This window comes from Mycetocola sp. TRD_SC_2, from assembly GCF_055361225.1.
Genome location: NZ_CM143954.1, coordinates 619932 through 636855 on the forward strand (window position 1 = coordinate 619932; position 16924 = coordinate 636855).

Genomic DNA, 16924 nt, shown 5'->3' on the forward strand with positions numbered 1-16924 from the left:
CCTGCTCATCCGCTGGACTACGCTTAGCGACAGCCCATTTTCCTCGAAGCCCGGGAGTCCCGTGTCGCTGCAACATCTCGCCGTGGTCATGCCCGCCTACAACGAGGCTGAGGGCCTGCCCGGATTCCTCGACGAGATTCTCGAACACATCACTCCGCTCGCGGACCGGGTCAGCCTCATCGTCGTCAATGACCGCTCGACGGACCAGACGGCATCCGTTCTCAGCTCGCTCGAGAAGGAGCTTCCCCAACTCGTCGTCGTGAACGCCGAAAACAACCGCGGGCACGGGCCGACAGCGCTCGCCGCGTATCGCGCGGGGCTGGCGCTCGCTCCGGATGCTCTCGTTCACGTCGACGGGGACGGCCAGTTCCTCGGCACCGATTTTCCCCGAATCCTCAAGGCGTTGCAGCTGCCCGGCGTTGAGGTCGTGCACGGAGTGCGACAGAAGCGCACCGACCCCTGGTACCGCGCGGCGCTGACCGGATGTGTCGGCGCCCTCGCCGCCCTGGTCGTCGGCTCCCGGATTCCGGACGTCAACACCCCGCTGCGCGCATACCGGCCGGCTGCGATCGCGCAACTTCTCAACGTCGTCCCCGAGGACGCCCTCGTTCCCCATGTGCACTTCTCGCTCGCCGAACGCCGGCTCGGTTTCGTCGTGCGCTATGTGAAGGTGCTCAGCATTCCCCGCCGTGGATCCACCGCAGCCGGAACCATGTGGGGCGAGGCGCTCGCCATCCCGAAACTCCCGCCGAAGCGACTGCGCGAATTCAGCCGGCGCGCGATCGCAGAAGTGTGGCGGGTGAGCCTCAAGCCCGGTCGCGCGCGGCCATGAGCGGCACCGTCGTGACGGCCCCGGATGCACCCGCAACCGCGACGGCGGACGTGGGCCGATCTTCGCGGAGCGGAATCGCGGCATCCGCCCTCTTCTGGGTCGTGTTCGGCCTCGTCGTCGTCGCCCAGCTCTGGGTGATCGTTCCTGGTTTCACGGTGATGCGGCTGTGGGAAGACGAGGCCTTCAACCTCACCGTGCCGATCAATCTGCTTCACGGACTCGGCTACACGAGCGACGGCACCCTCTCGGGCAGCCAGCTCGCTCCGTTCGACCCGCGGATCTCGACAGGTCCCGTCGTGCTCCTGCCGATCGCCGCTGTGCTCGCGCTCGGCGTCGACCCGGTGACCGGGGGACGAGCCGTGATGCTGCTCTTCTATGCGGCGCTCCTCGTGGGATTGTGGCTGCTCGGCCGCCGGATCGGCGGGCGCTGGGCGGGTCTCGCCGCCGTCATCGTTCCTCTCGGGCTGAATACATGGGATTCGGCATCGCCGGTCCAGACACCGATCGACATCCTCGGCGAGGTCCCGACGGCGGCGTTCATCGTCTGGGCGCTGTACGTCCACCGGTCCAGGCCGTGGCTCGCCGGACTCTTCGTCGGTCTCGCGCTCGAGTCGAAGGCGATCGGGCTTCTCGCCGTGCCGGCCATCGCGGTCGGAGTGTTCTTCACCGTTCGCGGCTCCGCGCTCTGGCGCCGGTTCTGGCGGGTGCTGCTCTGCGGGATGTTCGCGCTCGTTCCCATCGTTCTCGTCGAACTGTGGAAGGTCGTCGCCCTCGGGTTCGGCGGCTGGGTGACCGTCACACGCGAATTCTGGTATTTCCTCCGCTCCGGCGGGCAGGGCGACGCACAGGTCCCGCCCGCATCGAAGCTGACCGGGCTGTTCGAGTCCTGGTTCTCGCCGGTCGCGCTGACGGTCCTCGTCGTTGCCGGCTTCGTCGCTGTGGGTGTCCTCGTCCTTGTGCTCGCGCGTCGGCGGATGCTGCCGGTCGCCGGGCAGAGGGATCTCGCCCCGGAGCGGAACGCGCCTTCCGCTGCCGCCACCGAGGCATCCGCACGGGAACTTCTCGTGCTGCTGTCGGCGACGCTCGTGGGCCTCGCGACCTGGCTGGGCTGGTGGATGGTGTCGAGTCACCTGCCTGTGTGGATCCGGCATCCGTCGCCCGGGCTGTTTGCGTTCGTGCCCGTGCTCGCGGCGTTCTTCGTGCTGGGGATCCGGCTGATCTGGCGCGCGACTCCTGTTGCTCGGTCGGCGCGAATCGGACTGCGCGTCGTTGCGGTGCTGGCGTCCGTCCTGCTGGCGACGACGCTCGCCGTGCAGGTGCGGGGGCACCTCGGCATCGCCGACCATGTGCGGTATGGCGAGACGCTCGGCGCGCAGCGCGAGGCCGCCGCGGACATCGCGGAACTCGGCGAAGAGCAATTCGCGAGCTCCTGGGGGCCGGAGATATCCATCGTTGTGCTGTCCGGAGCGCGCGCCGCCCTCACCGATGCCCCGGGTTTCGCCGAGACGACGCGCGTGTACGCGAACTATGACCGCTCAGAGGAGGGGCTCGCCGCGTTCGACGCAGCGCTCGAGTCGGCGTGCGCCGACGTTCCGCTCCGCACGGGCGTCTACGCGGTCTGCGTACGGGGCTGATCGCGCGGATGACACCGGCCGTTCATTCCCGCTCACTAGGCTCGAGTCATGAAGATCTCTGTGATCGGCTGCGGCTATCTCGGCGCCGTGCACGCGGCATCCATGGCGTCCCTCGGGCACGATGTCGTCGGAATCGACGTTGACGCCGAAAAGATCGAGGCGTTGTCGGCCGGCCGTGCACCCTTCTTCGAACCGGACCTGCCGCAACTCCTTCTCGACGGCCTCGAGGCCGGGCGTCTGCGTTTCAGTACCGACATCGCGGATGCTGCCGGCAGCCGGGTGCATTTCGTGGCGGTCGGCACTCCCCAGCTGAAAACCAGCGGCGGTGCCGATCTCACCTACGTCGATGCCGCGTTCGCCGCGCTCCTTCCGCACGTCGCGCCGGGGGACCTTCTCGTCGGAAAGTCCACGGTCCCGGTGGGGACCGCTGCCCGGCTCGCCCCGTCCGTCGAGGCAACGGGCGCGATGCTCGCGTGGAACCCCGAGTTCCTGCGCGAGGGCTACGCGGTGAAGGACACGGTTGCTCCCGACCGGCTCGTGTATGGAATCGGGGCCGGCCAGGAGGCATCCGTCGACCTTCTCAACGAGGTGTACGCCACCGCTGTCGCAGCAGACACCCCCGTCGTCGTCACCGATTACGCCACGGCAGAGCTCGTCAAGGTCGCGGCGAACGCTTTTCTCGCCACCAAGATCTCCTTCATCAACGCGATGGCCGAGATTGCCGAAGTGACCGGCGCCGACGTCACCCAACTGGCGGATGCCATCGGCTACGACGCCCGGATCGGCCGCCGGTTCCTCAACGCCGGCGTCGGGTTCGGTGGCGGTTGCCTGCCGAAAGACATCCGTGCGTTCACTGCACGCGCCGAAGAGCTCGGCAGGGGAGAGTCCGTGGCGTTCCTCAAGGAGGTCGACGCGATCAACCTCCGGCGCAGGCAGCGGGCCGTCGACGTCGTTGTCGAAGAACTCGGCGGAAGCGTGTTCCGCAAGAAAGTCGCCGTGCTGGGGCTCGCGTTCAAGCCGGACAGCGACGACGTGCGGGATTCCCCGGCGCTCGACGTCGCGGTGCAGCTCAACGGACTGGGCGCGGACGTCGTCGCGACGGACCCGGAGGCGATCCCGAACTCGCGCCGCCTGCATCCTCAGCTCACCTTCGGCACGCTCGAGGAGGCGCTCGAGTCGGCCGATGCTGTCGTGCTGCTCACCGAGTGGAAGCACTACCGCGCCCTCGACCCGTCAGCGCTCCTCGCAACCGTTGCGCGTCCGCTCGTCGTCGACGGCAGGAACGCACTCGATGCTGACGTCTGGCGTGCAGCGGGCTGGACCTACCGTGGCCTCGGGCGCCGCTGACCCTCTGTCATCGGCCCCCGCATTTATCGGCTATTCTTATTGAGGCCTCCGGGCCAATCGGGGTGTGGCGCAGCTTGGTAGCGCGCTTCGTTCGGGACGAAGAGGTCGTGGGTTCGAATCCCGCCACCCCGACAGTCAGACCGTTCGGTTCCATCAGGAACCGGGCGGTCTTTTTGTTGCGCGTTTGTTCGCGCTGAACGGCATCCGACCGAACTGCAGGAGAAGGCCTACTTCGTGTCGCGAGCCACGAGCGTCAGCAACGTCGCCTCCGGCCGGCAAGCGAAGCGCACCGGAGCGTAGATCGAGGTGCCGAGGCCGGCGCTCACATGCAGGAATGCCGAACGCAGGGCGTGGCGCCACAGGCTGAGCCCCTTGACCTGGTCACGGGGGATGTCGCAATTGGTGACGAGCGCGCCGTAGCCGGGCACGCAGACCTGACCGCCGTGCGTGTGGCCGGCGAGGATCAGGTCGGCACCGTGGTTCACGAACGAATTCAGCACGCGCTGGTACGGGGCATGGACGACGCCGATGTTCACGACGTGCTGCAGGCCGGCATCCGCTGTCTCGAGCGTCTCGTCGTCCTGCTGGTTGTCGATCAGTCCGGTGAGCAGGTCGAGCCGGTCGGCTCCGATGTGCGGGTCATCCACCCCGAACACGTCGAAGCGAGTGCCGTTGACGGTGACGCTGCCAACCGCGTTGTTCAGGTTCTGCCAGCCGAGGGCATCCGTGAAGAAGGTGTCGAGGCGATCCGTGTCGAGGTTGCGCTTGCGGGGCGCCTCGGGGCCGCGGCCGGCGCTCGACGGGCCCGTCAGGTAGTTGAGCCAGTTCTTGCGCATCGGGCCGAAGTAGTCGTTCGAGCCGTGCACGTAGAGTCCGGGGATGCCGCCGAAGTCGGCAAATGCGCGCTCGATACCGGGGATGGCGTCTGCATGCCCGAGGTTGTCACCGGTGTCGACGATGAGGTCAGGCTTGAGCAGTGCGAGGGACTGCACCCACTCCTGCTTGTCCTTCTGCCACGGCGCCATGTGCAGGTCGCTGAGGTGCAGGATCGTGACGGATGCCGCGCCCTTCGGCAACACGGGAACGGTCTCGCGACGCAGGGTGAACAGTCGGCGTTCCACCAGGGAACCCCAGGCGAACGTCGCGGCGCCAGCGAGGGCCAGGGTGCCGAGGAGCGCCCCGACCCTCTGGCCGCCGGACCAGCGGATCAACCGCAGTCTTTCTTCGTGACGGTGATCGTCACTTCGGTCCTCGAATCGGCAGGGGTCCCTGCGGCAGGGCTTTGGGCCGTCACCTCGCCGGGCCCGGCTGCGCTATTGCTGTCCGGGGCGCACGCCTGTTTGACATTCGTGTAGCCGGCTCCGGCCAGTGCACTGACCGCCGCATCAGGAGCCGATCCGACGACATTGGGCAATACTGGCTCGGGCTTACCGCTGGACGGGCGCAAGGTAATCGTCGACCCGGTGGAGACGGATGAGCCAGCTCCGGGGCTGGTCGACGCCACGAGTCCTGCTTCAACGCTCGACCCGACCGGGGAGCCCACCTGGGTCCCGAAACCGGCTTGCCGCAACGTCGCTTCAGCTGACTCGACCGACTGGCCGGCGACATCGGGAACCCGGACCTGCTTGGCACGGATCAACGCGTCGTCTGGCTGGCCGAAGCTCTCTCCGCCGTACTGGTCAACCGATGACTGGAGAATCCCGCGGAAGATGCCGAATTTCGCGCCGAACCCCGTAACTCCCCGTTTGACCTGAACGTCGTACATGCTCGAGTCGCCGAGGACGTTGCCCACCCAGAGGGATGTGACGGCCTCCGTGGTTCCGCCGGTGATCCAGGAGTGAACGGCGTCGTCAGCGGTTCCGGTCTTCCCCATGATTGGAGCACCTCCAACGCCCACGTTCTGCGCAGTTCCACCGCCGCGGAAGACGGTTTGCATCGCGTACGCCGCGGTTCGTGCGACCTCCGGCGTGATCGCTTGGTTGCAGGTGCTCTTCGGCGCGGCGATTTCTTCACCGTCTGGCCCGAGGATTTTATCGATCGCGACAGGAGAGCACGTGACGCCCTGAGCCGCGATACCGGCCATGGCCGTGGCGAGAGACAGCGGAGCGATCTCGTTTGCACCGAGGAGCGTTGCCGGGAATTTGTCCATGTCTTTGCCGTCTGCCCGGTGAACGCCGAGATCGTCAGCCGTTTTGAAGATCTCGCAGATGTCGAGCTTCTGGGCCATCGCAATGAAGGCAGTGTTCACGGAGCGTCTCGTCGCGTCGATGGGCGTGACTGAGCCCGGGCTTGTTCCGTCGTAATTTTTCGGAGTGTAAGGAATGGTCTGCGTTCCGCCGTCGCAGCTGTTGTAGTTCCACTTCGAGAAAGTGCGCGTGGACCCGCTCACCGATTCGCGCAGGGAATGCCCGTTTTTCAGCCAGTCGACGAGGATGAACGCCTTAAATGTTGATCCGACCTGGAATCCGGTCGACCCCCCGTACTTGTAGTCGGTGTTGTAATTGATCGAGGTGAATTCCCCGCCGGGCGAAGTTTGGGCGGCGTCGTTGCTATAGGTCTTGTTCTGCGCCATCGCCAGGACGCGCCCGGTGCCTGGCTCGACGGTCACCGCAGCTGCCCCGATGTTGACCGTCTCCATAGACCTCGGGATGTACGCGTCGATCGACTCGGTGCTGGCCCGCTGGAGATCGAGATCGATTGTCGTGTAGATCTGAAGTCCGCCGCGCTTCAGTTTGGCCGCGCGCTCTTCCGGGGTTGCACCAAAGGCCTCATCAGTCTTGACGATGCGAGTGACGTAGTCACAGAAGTATGCGTTTCCTGTCGCATTGGCGCTCTGGCATCCACTGCTGGGTGGGGTGATTTTGGGTGTGATCGGTACAGCGATCGCTGCTGCATGCTGTTCCTCGGTGATCTTGCCCTCTTCGAACATCTTGGTGATCACATAGTCACGACGGATCTTGGTCTTCTCGTAACCGTTGGCGGCGCCGTTCGACTCGCTGTCCGCTTGGTCGATCCGAAGGGCCGTCGGGGAGTTGACGATCGCAAGGAGCGTCGCGGCCTGTTCGACTGTGAGATCTGCTGCCGTGACACCGAAGTAGTACTTTGACGCAGCCTGAATTCCGTAGGTGCGAGAACCGAAGTTCGCGATATTGAGGTAGCCGAGCAGGATCTCATCCTTCGAGTAGTCCTTCTCGACGCCAATGGCATACCGCATCTCCTTGAGCTTGCGGCTGGCGCCGTCAGCGCCCACTGCTGTGGTGGCATCCGTCGCGCACGCTTGAAGTTCCTCATCTCCGACAGATTCGATCTCGCACTGCTGAATGAGGACGTTTTTCACGTACTGCTGGGTGATCGAAGAGCCGCCCTGGGTGGTCCCGCCGACGACATAGGTCTTGAAGATCGCTCGCGTTGTGCCCATGACGTCGATACCGCCGTGAGAGTAGAAGCGTGGGTCCTCTGCCGATACCGCGGCGTCCTTGGCGAACTGGGAAACCTGCTCCCACGCAACCTCTTCACGGTTCTGGTCGTAAAACGAGGCCAAGAGGGAGGGCACGCCATCGGACTTTGTCGCCCAGATGTTCGTCTTCTCCATGGTCTGTCCGACCTTGAGGTAGTCGGGCAGCCCGTCGAACACGCTGATGGCGTTGTTGGCGGTGATACCGGTGACGGCGAGGGCAGGTGTGACTGCGGCGGTGACGAGGAGTCCGGCGGCAGCACTCAGGCCGATGAACCCGAGGAAGCCCCCGAGCACACCTCTACCCGTGCGTTTTTGTTCAGGCATAGGATCGAGTTTAAGTGACAAATCTGTAAAACCGCCCCCACCCGCACAAACAAGAGGAAAACATGTCCCGCTGGGAGTACATCACCACACCGCTGATGATCCACAACACCGCCGCGATCCTCAACAACTGGGGCAACGACGGCTGGGAACTGGTGCAGGTCATCACCGGCCCTGAAGGTGGCCTCGTCGCCTACCTCAAGCGCCCTATTGCGGATGCCTGATGTCGCGCATCGCAGATCGGCTCGCTGAGCTGGGACTCACCCTCCCCACCGTCGCGGCACCCGTCGCCGCCTATGTGCCCGCCGTCGTGCAGGGCAACCTCGTTTACACGTCCGGCCAGTTGCCGTTCGTGGACGGATCCCTGCCGGCCACGGGCAAGGTCGGCACCTCCGTGTCGGCTGAGGACGCCCAGGGCTACGCGGCGACCTGCGCACTCAACGCGCTCGCTGCCGTCGAGAGCGTGATCGGCTCGCTCGACCGCGTGACCCAGGTTGTGAAAGTGACCGGCTTCGTGGCATCCGATACGTCGTTCACCGGCCAGCCCGGAGTCGTCAACGGCGCATCCACCCTGCTCGGCGAGATTTTCGGCGATGCGGGTGTGCACGCGCGCTCCGCCGTCGGCGTCGCTGTGCTTCCGCTCGATGCGCCCGTCGAAGTGGAGCTCGTGGTCGCGTTCGCGTAGCCCGTCGTACCCTTACAGGAGTTCGCACGATCTACAGGATGCTTTCGGGCTTTTCCTCCTGTAAACCGTGCGATCTCCTGTTTTGCGCTCGGCCTCGGCTCCCTCCACAGGCTGACCCGGTGTCGGACTATCCACCTACTCGCCCTGAGCATCCTGCCGACCGCTGGAATCCGCCAGTGTCGGACGATGGGCATCGAAGATTGGGTTCGACGGCACGGGCGAATCGCCCATTCGAGCGACATCATCCGGGCCGGTGCGACGAGATACGGGATTCGAACGGCGACAGCATCCGGTCCGCTGATGCGAGTGCGCAGGGACTGGATTGCTCTGCCTGACTGCGACCCTGAGCTGCTGCTCGCTGCCCGTTCCGGCGCTCGGCTGACGTGTCACACCGCAGCTCAACGTCTCGGCCTCTGGGTTGCTGCGGACGCCGCGACTCACCTCGCGGTCCCCGCTCACGCCAGCCGGCTCAACATCCCAACGGATGCCGTGGCTCACTGGGCGGTGGGCCCGGTCGCCGCGAGCGGTCCATGGCTCTCAGAACCGCTGGAGAACGTTCTGGTGCGGGTGGCCGAGTGCCAGCCGTTCGAATCCGCCGTTGTTGTTCTCGATTCGGCGCTTCGGCTGAAGAAGATTACTGCCGGTCATCTGGAGCGAATAGCCACGAGATCGACGCGGTTCCGGGCTGCGCGCGCCGCCGCTACGGCTTTCTCGGATTCCGGAATCGAGACCATCCCGCGATTGAGGCTCGCGCGAATCGGTGTCGTGTTGCGACAGCAAGTGATCATCGATGACCACCCGGTCGATGGCCTCATCGGGGAGCGTTTGATTCTTCAGGTCGACGGCTACGGGCCGCACTCCAGCGCGGAGCAACGCCGACGGGACCTCCGTCAAGACGCGCGGCTCACACTGATGGGTTACACGGTTCTCAGGTTCGACTACGCGCAGATCGTGGGGAACTGGGCCTACGTCGAGTCGACGATACTTTCAGCTATGGCCCAGGGGCTGCACCTGGCTGCGTGACGCGGAATCCGCTCGCAGGTGTCGCACGTTAAACAGGAGATCGCACGATCTGCAGGGAGAAAAGCTTGAAAGCATCCTGCGAATCGTACGATCCCCTGTAGCGGTTACTTCGCCGTCACCTGACCCGTGATGATCTGCATCACCGTCGTGTCGGCGAGCGTCGTTGTGTCACCCACCTCACGGCCCTCGGCGACATCACGCAGCAGTCGCCGCATGATCTTGCCGGACCGGGTCTTCGGCAGCTCGTTGACGACGAACACGTCGCGCGGGCGGGCGATCGGGCCGATCTGCTCTCCGACGTGCGCCCGAAGAACCGCGGCGATGTCCTCCACCGCGGCGGATTCCTCGAGCATGCTCTCCTTGATGATCACGAACGCGACGACAGCCTGCCCGGTCGTCTCATCGCTCGCACCGACAACGGCCGCCTCAGCGGTGAACGGGTGGGCGACGAGCGCCGACTCGATCTCCGCCGTCGAGAGACGGTGGCCGGAGATGTTCATCACGTCGTCGACTCGGCCGAGCAGCCAGATGTCGCCCTCGTGGTCGAGGCGGGCCCCATCGCCGGCGAAGTACTTGTCGCCGAACTTCTCCCAGTAGGTCTCCTTGTAGCGTTCCGGGTCTCCCCAGATGCCGCGCAGCATCGCCGGCCACGGCTCCGTGACCACGAGCAGTCCGCCGCTGTCGGCTCCGACGGGTTCGCCTGCCTCGTTGACGACAGCGATCTCGATGCCGGGGATCGGCACCTGCGCGCTTCCCGGCTTGGTCTCCGTGACAGCGGGGAGCGCCGAAATCATGATCGCGCCGGTCTCGGTCTGCCACCACGTGTCGACGATGGGCGCAGCCTTCGCGCCGATCACCTTGCGGTACCACATCCATGCCTCGGGGTTGATGGGCTCGCCCACCGAGCCGAGCAGCCGGATCGACGACAGGTCGAACGCCTTCGGGATCTTCCGACCGAGCTTCATGAACGAACGGATGGCGGTGGGCGCGGTGTAGAAGGTCGTCACCTTGTACTTCTCGATGATCTCCCACCAGCGACCGGGGTGCGGGGTGTCAGGCGTTCCCTCGTACAGCACCTGCGTGGTGCCGTTCGCGAGCGGACCGTAGACAACGTAGCTGTGGCCGGTGATCCAGCCGATGTCTGCCGTGCACCAGAACACGTCGGACTCCGGCTTGAGGTCGAAGACGGCCTTGTGGGTGAAAGCGCACTGGGTGAGGTAACCGCCCGAGGTGTGCAGAATGCCCTTCGGCTTTCCGGTGGTGCCGGACGTGTAGAGGATGAACAGCGGGTTCTCCGCTTCGAACGCCTCTGCCTCGTGTTCGGCGCTCGCCTTGGCCATCTCGTCGTGCCACCAGAGGTCGCGGTTGCTGGTCCAGTCGACCTCGTTCTCGCCGCGCTTGACGACGAGGACGTTGGTGACCGTCTCCTGGGGGCCGAGGTCGCCGCGGGCTTCGAGCGCGGCATCCACCGCTGGCTTCAGCGCTGAGACCTTGCCCTTGCGCCAACCACCGTCGGCAGTGATGACGAGCTTGGCGCTCGCGTCGTCGACGCGTGAACGGATGCTGTCAGCACTGAATCCGCCGAAGATGACGGAGTGCGCGGCGCCGAGCCGGGCGACAGCGAGCATCGAGATGACCGCTTCGGGGATCATCGGCAGGTAGATCGCGACCCGGTCGCCCTGGCCGATGCCCAGCCCGGCGAGAACGTTCGCCGCGCGCTTGACCTCCTGGGTCAGTTCGGCGTAGGTGACGGTACGGGTGTCGCCCTGCTCGCCCTCCCAGTGGAAGGCGACGCGGTCGCCGTTGCCGGCTTCGACGTGTCGGTCGAGGCAGTTGTATGCCACGTTGAGCTTGCCGTCGTCGAACCATTTGGCGAACGGAGGGTTCGTCCAGTCGAGGGTGCGGGTGAATGGAGTGTCCCAGTGCAGCAACTCGCGCGCCTGCTTGGCCCAGAACTCGAGACGGTCGGCTTTCGCCTCGTCGTAGAGACCCGTCGTCACCTCGGCTTCTCGGGAGAATTCTTCACTCGGTGGAAACTTGCGGTATTCGTGCAGGAGATTGTCGATTTGGGTATTCATCTTGTGTCTACTCGCTCCTTCGCGACTGGTTCACGGTGTCACCACTGTGTGACTCATACAGACTGTACTCTGATCGGTCGGACCCCAATTGTGGGGTGTCCACGAAGCGAAAATGGCGAAATTTCGCGTGTCCACTCTTTGGGGGACCAGATGGGGGACCTCAGGGCTTGCACGGGCATCTTTTCCGCGTACACTTGGCCTCGGCCGAATTCTTAATTCGTGCGTGCGACGTATAGATTCCCCCCAATCGAGCGTCGCGTGTGGCGGCATCCATTCCCCCCAATGGGTGTCGCCCTCTAACTTTTCCGGGGCCTTTGCGGCCCCGATTCCTCCACACCGGCTGATGGTTCCGGCATTCTCCACGGATGCCATCCGGCTCGTTCCTTTGTCGCACCTCCTTTCTACCGTGGCTGCATGACGGATCGATTCGTTGCCCAACCGACGCTCGGTGCGCTGCTCACCGAGCCAGCGGTGAGCAGCGCGTCGGTGTCGCTCGCCCGGGGCTCGGCGCGAGGGCCCGTACCCTCGCGATCGCGCGACAGAGCATCCGCGGTGTCCGCTCAGGATGACGCCGGGCGACCGATGTCCGCGAGCCGCTCAGCCGACCCGGCGATCCCCACCGGTACTGCTGCACTCGCCGACGCGCGAATGGTCCGGATGCGGATGGCGGCCGAGTTCGGCCCACTCGCCCCTTACCTCGTGGGTGCGAACGTCACAGACCTTTTTGTCAACGGCGAGAGCGGGCTCTGGGTCGACCGGGGCGCCGGTCTCGAGCGCGATGCGGCCTGGTCGATGGCTGAGCGTCCGCTCCGGGAACTCGCTGTGCGGCTGATCGCGCTCGGCGGACGGCATATCGACGAGTCAAAACAGTAGAATTGACATATGGAAAAGCCGAAGGTGCCCGCCACCCACCCCGCCGCGATTTATGCACGCATCAGCCGCGACCGGGAGGGCGCCGGGCTCGGCGTGGACCGTCAAGAGGCGGACTGCCGAGCGCTCGCAGAGAGCCTCGGCTGGGACGTCGTGGCCGTATTCGTCGACAATGACATCAGCGCCTACTCCGGAGCCCCACGGCCTCAGTACCGGGCGATGCTTGAGGCCGTGAGGGCGGGCGAGGTCAAGGGAGTCCTCGCGTGGCATACTGACCGGCTGCATCGTCGGCTGGCCGACCTAGAAGAACTGGTCACGATTGTGGAGGCCCACGAACTGCAAATCCAGACCGTCACGAGCGGCGATGTGAATCTATCCACCTCCTCGGGCCGGATGCTCGCCCGGGTGCTCGGAAGCATGGCGCAACACGAGGTGGAGCACTCTCGCGAGCGGGTCAAGCGCGCGAAGGATCAGGCCGCGCTAGACGGCAAGTACCGCGGTGGTCCAAGGCCGTTTGGCTTTGAGAAGGACGGAATCACCGTCCGCGAGCACGAGGCGGCAGCGATCCGCGAGGCGACCAAGGCACTGCTCTCCGGCAGAACCCTTGCGGCTCTGGCGCGCGAGTTCAACGACCGCGGACTGACCGGCACGCGGGGCAAGCCGTGGGCCTACAACAACCTCCGCGACATGCTGCTGCGGCCGCGGAACGCGGGCCTGCTGGCTCATGGGCTGCCAGGCCGGAAGGGTCGTCGGCAGAGTGAACCAGACTGGTCGTTCGATCGCGACGTGATCGGCCCTGCAGCATGGCCTGCGATTGTCCCCGAAGACGAGTGGCGGACACTTATCGCGCTGCTGACCGACCCCTCCCGCCGCCGCAATCAGAGCACTGAGCCGCGCTGGCTTGGCTCTGGCTTATACCGGTGTTGTGTACCGACGGGAGAGTTTGACGACGATGGCACCCCGGCTGTCTGCGGTGCTCCGCTTCGCACGGCGCCGCACGGCGGCACTCGTATGCGACAGTACGAGCGCCGGTACCTCTACCGCTGCACCGCGAGCGCACACTTGACCGTCGCGGCGGGCTACACCGACGACTACGTACGCGGCGTCGTGGCTGAGATGGTCCGTGATCCTCGAGTGGTGGCAGCAATGCACCCCGGCGATGGCCACCTCGCCGCCGACCGTGAGCGTAGGACGATGCTGTCGGTCCGCCTCGAGTCGTTTGAGGCGGACTATGCCCTCGGACGCATCACCGGCGCGCAGTTGCAGAAGGCCACTTCTGCAGTGAACACAGAGCTTGCCGAGGTTGACGCTCGCCTGGCGAAGTCGCTGCGCCGGTCGGCATCTTCGTCCGTACTCCGCGCCACTGACCCGGGTGTTGCCTTTCTCGAAGCCCCTATCGATGTACAGCGCGCCGTTCTCGCGACGGTGCTCCGCGTCGAGGTAGTGCCGCAGGCGCACCGCGGCACTGTCTGGACCCCCGAGAGGCTGCGCCTGACTCCGGTCGCTTAGCCGACCGTCACCGACCAGCGCGTCCCGCACCCGCGGCGGCGCTCATTGGCGTGCCTGCACGTCACGAGAGGAGAAGTCATGCCAGAGCCCACCCCGCCCGACCGTTACCGGTCAGGCGCTCCGGACTGGATGGTCGAGTCTGCCCGCGAGTACATAAGCTGCGCAACGTGGACGTTCGCCTCAACGATGGCCGACAATCCCCACTGGTACGCCGTGCGCCGTGGCGCCCAGCAGGCAGGGATGGGACTGCTCCACGAGCGCCTCTACCTGCTGCTGGTGCGCCGTGGCGCCCAGCAGGCAGGGATGGGACTGCTCCACGAGCGCCTCTACCTGCTGCTCCGCGACTACCACTACATTCGCCGCTGGCACGGCCGGGAATATCGCTCCGTCGACCTCGACGGGTATTCATACTGGATCATGCAGAACGGGACGGTGATCAATCGCAAGCCGCTCAGGGAAGCAGGCTGGGAAGGTTAGGTCCTGCATGCCCCGAGCTTCGGGGTGTCCGGCTGAATGACAGAGGCCCCCCGGTAAGGTGAAACCATGAATACGGCTCGCGACGCACAATACCGCGAGTTGATCCTCTCGCCTCTTCGTACCAGCGCTTCATATCTGCCGAAGATGGGCGGTACAGGTGAGGTGGACCTCACGAGTTTCACCGCACTCTATGGTGCTGACCCTCTCTACCACTGGCTGGGATTCGACTCACCACTCATGTTTGCCGCTCATAAGGCCGCCGGAGGCATGACTTCCCTCTACCGTCAGCTGGGCATCGGATGCGAGCGCCTCGTTCGCGCAGTGCTCCGCGACTCGCTATCGCTGACCAATGAACAGGTGCGATGGAGCTACGAGTTTCCGTACGGCGGCGCGGTCCGTCTCATTACTCTTGACGGACGGGTTGAGTTGGACGCTGTCCAAGACGCAGCGGCGCGTGCTCGCCTGACCGAATGGATCAAGGCACAGCAGACTGCTCTCAAGATCTCTGTACCGTTGCGAGGGGCAGTTCTAGAAGTCCGCCAGGGATACAAATCTGCCGACTCTAAGCGACAGAACGGTGATCTCGCTTCCTCGGTGCAGGCCGTCGGACACGGCTATCTGCCTGTACTGACGATTATGAGTACCCAGATAAACGCCGCGGTTCGTCAGCGGTACATCATCGGACGCTGGGCTGTGCTTTCCGGGACGACCTCGGATGACCCGATGACCTCCACTTTCGCCTTCTTGCGCGACGTCGTGGGATATGACCTTGCGGCGTTCTTTGAGCGCAACCATGACGTGCTTCGGACCGAAGTTCACGAAACCCTCAAGCAGTTGTTGGAAGCACGTTGACCGATATCCTCGCTCGAAATGAGCACATGACGTTCAAGGCGAATGCCGGGGTGGGGAGGCACGGCTGGTTGCGGCTGACTCCGGCCTACGGCGTAAGGCTTGTGAGAGAAAAGCTCGAGCGGCTTCCCGAGGGGTCGATTGTCACCGATCCATTTTCGGGAACGGGCACAACTCCCCTTGCGGCCGCCGAACTGGGACACTTCGGACAATCTGTAGACGTGAATCCGTTCCTTATCTGGCTCGGAACGGCCAAGACCCGCCACTACGACGCAAGCATCTCCGAGGATCTGATCGACGCCGCTGCGGACGTTCTAGGTGTCTCCCGTTCCTATACCGCGCGAGATCGACTGTGGCAGCCTCGCTTGCACCGTATCGAGCGGTGGTGGAGCCCAGGAACGCTTCACGCGCTCCGCACCCTTCGCGCGGCGATCGACAAGCACGAGGGCAGTGTTCGGGATCTACTCGAGATCGCGTTCTGCCGAACGCTTATCGACGTCTCGTCAGCGGCCTTCAACCATCAAAGTATGAGCTTCAACGACGTAGGTCCGCGGAAGAGGTTCGATATGGCGGAAGCGGAGCTAGCCAGGGAAGCATTCCTCAGCGAGGTGCGTCAGCTCGCTGTGTCCGCGGCCGTCGACCTCGCAGGGTCGGCTGTGATCCTCCACGGTGACTCGCGAACCGGGGGCGAAACTACGTTGCGTCCGGCGGACATCATTCTGACCTCTCCACCGTATTGCAACCGCATGTCCTACATTCGCGAGCTACGGCCGTACATGTATTGGATGCGTTACTTGGACGAAGCGTCCGACGCAGGTGAGCTCGATTGGAAGGCTATCGGCGGAACCTGGGGCACCGCTACGTCGAAACTCTCCACTTGGGCTGCGGACTACCCAACACCGGTCGACGGCGAGCTCCTCAAGGTTTGTGAAGCGATAGTCCGCGACGGAGACAAGAACGGTCGAGTGCTCGGTGCCTACGTGCACAAGTACCACTACGACATGTGGGAGCACTTCCAAGGAGTTACGCAGCATCTGAAGCCAGGTGGCTCGGTTTCGTACATAGTTGGCAACTCCACCTTTTATGGTCACGAGGTGCCGGTTCAGAAGTGGTACGCGGAAATGCTTCGGCAACTCGGTTACGAGAACGTGCGAGTCGAGACGATTCGCAAACGAAACTCGAATAAGGCGCTCTTCGAGTACGACGTAACGGCAACCAGGCCGTGACTCTCATCCGTTCTGCCCACGGCGTTGAGATGCACGTCGGGGAAGACGGATGGTTCGTCGTTCTGGAGGGCGATATGGAGCTAGTGCGCACACGGGTCGAATCTCTCGCCGACGTGACCTACGACGATGCTGTCGGGGAGGCAGATCCATTCCGTGTCCGTCGAGAGAAGGAGCGCGCGTTCTACGACATGCAGCGGTCGCGATCAGAGTCTTTCGCGCGCCGCGCTGGCAACGCGCGAAAAACCGGTGGCAAAGGAGGCCGTGGCGGGGTCTGAAGAGTGGTCGACGGCATAATGCGGTAGATGGGAAATCAAGCTCACAGCGCCTATCAGCGCGGTCGGGACATATCGGTTCATCAGAAAGCTAGAAGGCCGGACAAAGGCGCATAGGCCCATTGGGCCGTTCGCATCGCCAGGAAGCCCGGAAGTTTATCCGCCCGTTGCCTCGAAAACTGCTAAATTGGAACTAGCCGCCATAGCGCCAAGCGCATGGCGCACTGCACGATCAAGGAGCCGGTCACCGGTCGTTTGTATAGCGACTGCGGGGGCCGGAGGAACGTAGGCGTCAGGCAGAACGCGATCGAGCTAACGCTCGGGGCCATGAGACTGCAAACCGA

At 64.5% G+C, this 16924-nt stretch carries 15 protein-coding genes and 1 tRNA gene; 13 read left to right on the top strand and 3 right to left on the bottom strand.

The features are described 5' to 3' along the window. Window positions 1-61 precede the first annotated feature (61 nt). The 4 genes from ACWA1Q_RS02980 to ACWA1Q_RS02995 all read left to right on the top strand — a co-directional run bounded on the left by ACWA1Q_RS02980 (window position 62) and on the right by ACWA1Q_RS02995 (window position 3945). Entirely contained in the window at window positions 62-832 is a 771-nt protein-coding gene (locus ACWA1Q_RS02980; protein ID WP_463759398.1) for a glycosyltransferase family 2 protein, read from the top strand. Further along, entirely contained in the window at window positions 829-2466 is a 1638-nt protein-coding gene (locus ACWA1Q_RS02985) for an ArnT family glycosyltransferase (protein WP_463759400.1), read from the top strand. The genes ACWA1Q_RS02980 and ACWA1Q_RS02985 overlap by 4 nt, the downstream gene beginning before the upstream one ends. A gap of 48 nt (window positions 2467-2514) precedes the next feature. Further along, window positions 2515-3813: a UDP-glucose dehydrogenase family protein gene (locus tag ACWA1Q_RS02990; RefSeq protein ID WP_463759401.1), complete on the top strand. Its 1299-nt coding sequence runs from the start codon at window positions 2515-2517 to the stop codon at window positions 3811-3813. Between the two features lie 58 nt (window positions 3814-3871). Beyond that, window positions 3872-3945, top strand: a tRNA-Pro gene (locus ACWA1Q_RS02995). A 95-nt stretch (window positions 3946-4040) separates the two neighbouring features. On the opposite strand, the gene ACWA1Q_RS03000 is transcribed toward ACWA1Q_RS02995, so the two are convergent. Together ACWA1Q_RS03000 and ACWA1Q_RS03005 are read right to left on the bottom strand one after the other, a co-directional pair. After that, on the bottom strand, window positions 4041-5021 hold the full coding sequence (locus tag ACWA1Q_RS03000) for a metallophosphoesterase (RefSeq protein WP_463760754.1): 981 nt from the start codon (window positions 5019-5021) through the stop codon (window positions 4041-4043). Beyond that, complete coding sequence (locus ACWA1Q_RS03005) at window positions 5021-7594, bottom strand: transglycosylase domain-containing protein (RefSeq protein ID WP_463759403.1); 2574 nt, start codon at window positions 7592-7594, stop codon at window positions 5021-5023. The genes ACWA1Q_RS03000 and ACWA1Q_RS03005 overlap by 1 nt, the downstream gene beginning before the upstream one ends. 62 nt (window positions 7595-7656) lie before the next feature. Between ACWA1Q_RS03005 and ACWA1Q_RS03010 the strand changes: the two genes are divergently transcribed. The 3 genes from ACWA1Q_RS03010 to ACWA1Q_RS03020 all read left to right on the top strand — a co-directional run bounded on the left by ACWA1Q_RS03010 (window position 7657) and on the right by ACWA1Q_RS03020 (window position 9299). Then, complete coding sequence (locus ACWA1Q_RS03010; protein ID WP_463759404.1) at window positions 7657-7815, top strand: DUF4177 domain-containing protein; 159 nt, start codon at window positions 7657-7659, stop codon at window positions 7813-7815. Continuing rightward, window positions 7815-8276 (top strand): RidA family protein, encoded by a 462-nt coding sequence (locus ACWA1Q_RS03015; protein WP_463759405.1) that lies wholly within the window; start codon window positions 7815-7817, stop codon window positions 8274-8276. The genes ACWA1Q_RS03010 and ACWA1Q_RS03015 overlap by 1 nt, the downstream gene beginning before the upstream one ends. 186 nt (window positions 8277-8462) lie before the next feature. After that, window positions 8463-9299 carry an endonuclease domain-containing protein gene (locus ACWA1Q_RS03020; protein WP_463759407.1) on the top strand — a complete coding sequence of 279 codons (837 nt, stop codon included), beginning with the start codon at window positions 8463-8465 and terminating at the stop codon, window positions 9297-9299. Window positions 9300-9403: 104 nt separating this feature from the next. On the opposite strand, the gene acs is transcribed toward ACWA1Q_RS03020, so the two are convergent. After that, window positions 9404-11377 carry an acetate--CoA ligase gene (gene acs, locus ACWA1Q_RS03025; protein WP_463759409.1) on the bottom strand — a complete coding sequence of 658 codons (1974 nt, stop codon included), beginning with the start codon at window positions 11375-11377 and terminating at the stop codon, window positions 9404-9406. Window positions 11378-11791: 414 nt separating this feature from the next. On the opposite strand from acs, the gene ACWA1Q_RS03030 reads away from it, so the two are divergent. The 6 genes from ACWA1Q_RS03030 (at window position 11792) to ACWA1Q_RS03055 (ending at window position 16583) form a co-directional block, all read left to right on the top strand. After that, complete coding sequence (locus ACWA1Q_RS03030) at window positions 11792-12250, top strand: hypothetical protein (protein ID WP_463759410.1); 459 nt, start codon at window positions 11792-11794, stop codon at window positions 12248-12250. Window positions 12251-12259: 9 nt separating this feature from the next. After that, window positions 12260-13756 (top strand): recombinase family protein, encoded by a 1497-nt coding sequence (locus ACWA1Q_RS03035; protein WP_463759412.1) that lies wholly within the window; start codon window positions 12260-12262, stop codon window positions 13754-13756. Window positions 13757-13834: 78 nt separating this feature from the next. Continuing rightward, window positions 13835-14233, top strand: a complete 399-nt coding sequence (locus ACWA1Q_RS03040; RefSeq protein ID WP_463759414.1) for a hypothetical protein — start codon at window positions 13835-13837, stop codon at window positions 14231-14233. A gap of 66 nt (window positions 14234-14299) precedes the next feature. Then, window positions 14300-15085, top strand: coding sequence for a hypothetical protein (locus ACWA1Q_RS03045; protein WP_463759416.1), 786 nt, complete (start codon window positions 14300-14302; stop codon window positions 15083-15085). Further along, the gene (locus tag ACWA1Q_RS03050) at window positions 15082-16308 is read left to right on the top strand and encodes a TRM11 family methyltransferase (protein ID WP_463759418.1); all 1227 of its coding nucleotides are present in this window, start codon (window positions 15082-15084) and stop codon (window positions 16306-16308) included. Before ACWA1Q_RS03045 ends, ACWA1Q_RS03050 begins: the two co-directional genes overlap by 4 nt. Beyond that, a complete protein-coding gene (locus ACWA1Q_RS03055; RefSeq protein WP_463759420.1) occupies window positions 16305-16583 on the top strand; it encodes a hypothetical protein in 279 nt (92 codons plus the stop codon). The genes ACWA1Q_RS03050 and ACWA1Q_RS03055 overlap by 4 nt, the downstream gene beginning before the upstream one ends. Window positions 16584-16924: the final 341 nt, after the last annotated feature.

Excerpts from the sequence above, each read along its gene's own strand:
- ACWA1Q_RS02990 (WP_463759401.1), top strand. The coding sequence starts at position 2,515 with ATGAAGATCTCTGTGATCGGCTGCGGCTATCTCGGCGCCGTGCACGCG.
- ACWA1Q_RS03005 (WP_463759403.1), bottom strand. The coding sequence starts at position 7,594 with ATGCCTGAACAAAAACGCACGGGTAGAGGTGTGCTCGGGGGCTTCCTC.
- ACWA1Q_RS03035 (WP_463759412.1), top strand. The coding sequence starts at position 12,260 with ATGGAAAAGCCGAAGGTGCCCGCCACCCACCCCGCCGCGATTTATGCA.
- ACWA1Q_RS02985 (WP_463759400.1), top strand. The coding sequence starts at position 829 with ATGAGCGGCACCGTCGTGACGGCCCCGGATGCACCCGCAACCGCGACG.
- ACWA1Q_RS03040 (WP_463759414.1), top strand. The coding sequence starts at position 13,835 with ATGCCAGAGCCCACCCCGCCCGACCGTTACCGGTCAGGCGCTCCGGAC.
- ACWA1Q_RS03020 (WP_463759407.1), top strand. The coding sequence starts at position 8,463 with ATGGGCATCGAAGATTGGGTTCGACGGCACGGGCGAATCGCCCATTCG.
- ACWA1Q_RS03030 (WP_463759410.1), top strand. The coding sequence starts at position 11,792 with ATGACGGATCGATTCGTTGCCCAACCGACGCTCGGTGCGCTGCTCACC.
- ACWA1Q_RS03045 (WP_463759416.1), top strand. The coding sequence starts at position 14,300 with ATGAATACGGCTCGCGACGCACAATACCGCGAGTTGATCCTCTCGCCT.
- ACWA1Q_RS03010 (WP_463759404.1), top strand. The coding sequence starts at position 7,657 with ATGTCCCGCTGGGAGTACATCACCACACCGCTGATGATCCACAACACC.
- acs (WP_463759409.1), bottom strand. The coding sequence starts at position 11,377 with ATGAATACCCAAATCGACAATCTCCTGCACGAATACCGCAAGTTTCCA.
- ACWA1Q_RS03015 (WP_463759405.1), top strand. The coding sequence starts at position 7,815 with ATGTCGCGCATCGCAGATCGGCTCGCTGAGCTGGGACTCACCCTCCCC.